The organism is Gemmatimonas sp. (assembly GCF_036405635.1).
GTDB lineage: Bacteria > Gemmatimonadota > Gemmatimonadetes > Gemmatimonadales > Gemmatimonadaceae > Gemmatimonas.
The window spans coordinates 1-3670 of record NZ_DASWXE010000062.1 but is presented as its reverse complement, the minus strand read 5'-3'; the positions used below and the strand labels follow the sequence as shown (position 1 = coordinate 3670).

At 66.3% G+C, this 3670-nt stretch carries 3 protein-coding genes; 1 reads left to right on the top strand and 2 read right to left on the bottom strand.

The features are described from left to right. Together VGE27_RS04355 and VGE27_RS04350 are read right to left on the bottom strand one after the other, a co-directional pair. On the bottom strand, positions 1–2179 hold a 2179-nt coding region (locus tag VGE27_RS04355; protein WP_331048408.1), incomplete at its 3' end, for a serine/threonine-protein kinase. Further along, complete coding sequence (locus VGE27_RS04350) at positions 2176–2751, bottom strand: sigma-70 family RNA polymerase sigma factor (protein ID WP_331048407.1); 576 nt, start codon at positions 2749–2751, stop codon at positions 2176–2178. The genes VGE27_RS04355 and VGE27_RS04350, both read right to left, overlap by 4 nt. Positions 2752–2852: 101 nt before the next feature. Between VGE27_RS04350 and VGE27_RS04345 the strand changes: the two genes are divergently transcribed. Continuing rightward, positions 2853–3670, top strand: an 818-nt coding sequence (locus tag VGE27_RS04345; protein WP_331048406.1) for a GIY-YIG nuclease family protein, incomplete at its 3' end; no start/stop codon positions are given.

Sequence of the window (3670 nt, the reverse complement as noted above, 5' to 3'; positions counted from 1 at the left end):
GGGCCACCACTTCGCGCGCTGCGGTGATCGTGCCCGGCATGTCGTTCGCGGCGTAGCGCAGCTGCGCGAGCATCGAGGTGGAGCGCAGCGTCTCGTAGTGATTGGGCCCGGCCGCACCGCGCAGCACCTGAATGGACTTGTGAATGAGCGTGTCAGCACGCGCCTTCTGCCCCATCTCATCCACCAGCGAAGCGTACGCGCGCAGCAGGTTGCCCATGTTGAACGAGCCGGGGCCATGTACCCGCGACTCCACATCCATCGCTTCCACCAACAACGTCTCGGCCTTCGCGAACTCACCCTTGTACGTGTACGACACCGCCACGTTGTTGAGCGTGTACGGCAGCGCGGCCAGACTGTTGGAATCGTCCTTGATCGTGCGGCGCAGGGCGATGGCTTCGAGCTTCACCGCCAACGCATCGTCGAGACGCCCCTGCTGTTCGATCGTGCGCGCGAGATTGTCGAGCCCCGTGGCCAGCTCCGTCGCGTTGTACTGCGCGCGCGGCATGCGCTGTTGCCGGCTCACCAGATCGCGGGCCAGCGACTCCGCCTGCACGAACTCTCCGCGTGCTTCCGCCAGGGCCACCACGTACGAAAGACTCATCGAGGTGCGCTGGTCGAGATCGCCGAACTCCTTGCGGCGCAGGTCCCACGCCCGACGGGCGTGTGTCTCGGCCGAGTCGTAGATGCTCAGACCGTAGTAGGTCTGTCCGAGCGTGTGGCGGATCTGCGCTTCCACTTCCGGTTCGAGCTTCGCGTCCTCGATGCCTTTCGCGGCCTGCGACAGCACCTGCGCGACGGTCACATTGGGGCCGCCCAGTTCGGGATCGACGGCGCTCAGCATGTTGGAGAGGAAGCTGTTCACCTGCTCCATCTTGCTGCGCTCGAGCTCCGCGCGTCGTGCCTGCTGCGAAGTGGCCACGATGCCGCCCACCAGCGATACCCCGATGAGACCCAGCGCCGATACTTCAAGTCGTCGACGCCGCAGGAACTTCGCCGTGCGATAGGCCAGCGTGTCGCGCTGCGCGGAGACCGGCTGGCCATCGAGCCAGCGTTGCAGGTCGCGTGAGAACTGCTCCACGGAGCCGTAGCGACGCTCGGGTTCCTTGCGCAACGCCTGCAGGATGATAGCGTCGAGATCACCGTGCAAATCACGGCGCAGGCGATTGGCCCGCACACCGAACGATTCGGCCATCGCATCGGTGACCTGCTGCGATGGCACAGCCGGCGGTGTCTGCACAATGAGCGTTTGCAGTTCGGCGAACAGCAATCCCTGCACCTGGTACGGCCGCGCACCGGACAACAACTCGGCGGCAATCACGCCCAGTGAATAAATGTCGCTGGACGCGGCCACCGGCATGCCCCGCACCTGCTCGGGGCTCGCGTATTCTGGCGTGAACGCCAGCGCACCACCTTGCGTGGCCGGCAACTGTTCGAGTCCTTCGGCGTCGCGCGTGAGTCGCGCAATCCCGAAGTCGAGCAGCTTCACACTACCGTCAGCCGTGACGAGGATATTGCCCGGCTTGAGATCGCGGTGCACCACGAAGTTCTGGTGCGCGTGCTGTACGGCCGCGCACACCTGCCGCAGCAGGGCGACACGCGCGCGCAGGTCGAGGCGCCTGCCGTTGGCATACGTCGTGAGCGGCTCACCCTCGACGTATTCCATCACGATGTACGGCTGACCGTCCTCGGTGACGCCACCGTCCATCAAGGCCGCGATGTTGCGGTGATTCAGGTTGGCGAGGATCTGCCGTTCGTAGCGAAAGCGGCGGATGGCCAGGTCTCCCTCACCACCGCGGCGCAGAAACTTGAGCGCCACGCGCTTCCGAAACTGATCGTCCACGCGCACGCCTTCGTACACGGCGCCCATGCCACCCATGCCGATGAGGCGGGTGATCTCATAGACACCAATGCGACCACCGGCCACGTAGCGATCGGCACCGGCGGTACCGAGTCCCTGCGCCATGGCATCCGCTACGGCTGCGCCCAGGGGATGGTCCCACGTGTCGCCGCTCCGCTCGATGGCAGCCAGCAGCTCCTGCACTTCCTGCTTGAGTGTGGGATCGTCCGGGCTCGCAGAGGCGAGGTACGCGTCGCGCTCCTCGACTGGCAGTTCCACCGCCGCATCGAATACGGCGCGTAGCCGATGCAGGCGCGTGGGCGTCAGCGGTGTTTCACTCATGCGCGCTCCAGTTCCCGCTGCAGGAAGGCCCGCGCGAACGTCCAGTCACGCTTGACCGTGGCTGGCGAGATCCCGATCACGGCCGCGGTCTGTTCGATATCGAGGCCACTGAAGTAGCGCAGCTCCACCACGCGCGCCTGACGCGGGTCGAGGGCCGCGAGACGATTGAGCGCATCGTCCAGCGCGATCAGATCGATGGAGCGCTGCGGACTCTCGGCCACCGACTCGTCGAGCGTCACGCGTTCACCACCTTCCCGTTTGCCGGCGCGTGCCTTGCGGGCATGATCGACGAGCACACGCCGCATGGCCTGCGCGGCGATGCCGAAGAAATGCGAGCGGTTCTGCCACGACGTCTCCCGCTGTCCCATCAGGCGCAGGTAGGCGTCGTTGACCAGCGCGGTCGGCTGCAGGGTGTGGTCGGCACGCTCGCGGCGCATGAAGTGCTCGGCCAGGTCATGCAGCTCGCGGTAGACAACCCGCATGAGCTGATCGGCGGCACCATCCGTGCCGCTCTGCAGGTCGGCCAGGAGGCGCGTGACATCGTTCGGCGCCGCGCTGTCGTCGGGAGTCATCGTCGCCTGCTGTACGCCGTCAGGTGTGGTCGTCGTTGGGCTCGCCGCAATTGTAGCGCACCCGGCTGTGAAGCGCAGCGGGTCTGCGCTAGCTTCCCGGCATGAGCACCGACGCCGTGACGGAATCCCCGGGAGGGCTGCCGAACGGACGCTTGCACGGCCGCCCCCAGCAGTCCACGCCCACGCACCGCAAGCAGTTGCGGGCGCTGGTGCGCGAGGGGTGTGAAAACCGGCCTGGTGTGTACCGCATGATCGGCCCCACAGGCAGCGTGATTTATGTCGGCCAGTCTCGGGTGCTGCGCACGCGGCTGCTGTCCTACTTCCGCGCAAAAGGTCGCCGCAACAAGGCCGCCCGCATCCTGCGGCATGCCTTCCAGATCGAGTGGGAGTACACCAACACCGAGTTCGGTGCGCTGCTGCGTGAACTGCGATTGATCAAGCAGTATCGGCCGCACTTCAATTCGATGATGGTGCTCGACGATTGGCCCCGAGCCTATGTCGCACTCACCGGGGGAGCGGTCCCGGGCCTGCGGGTGGTGGCGCGTTCGGACGATCCCGCCGCGGTGGCGTTGTTTGGCCCGTTCCGGCGCGTGCAACAATTGCGTGAAGCGGTACGGGCGCTGGCCGAGACGATGTCACTGCGGGACTGTACGCTGGAGGACGGCGGTGCACGCACGCCGCGTCGCAGCGGTCGCGCGCCAGCACTCTGGTTTGCTACCGATCCCGAAGCCCCCGACGGACGAACGTTCGCCATGGCGCGTTCACGTGCACCGGCATGTCTTCGTCACGATCTCGGCACGTGTGCGGGGCCGTGCATCGGCGCGGGAGAGGCTGTGGACTATCGCGCAGCAGCCACCGAGGTTCGTGCGTTCTTCGAGGGTCGCGGTGATGGACCGGTGCGTCGCCTCGAAGCAGCGAT

Coding starts and splice junctions, on each gene's coding strand:
- VGE27_RS04350 (WP_331048407.1), bottom strand. CDS start 2,751: ATGACTCCCGACGACAGCGCGGCGCCGAACGATGTCACGCGCCTCCTG.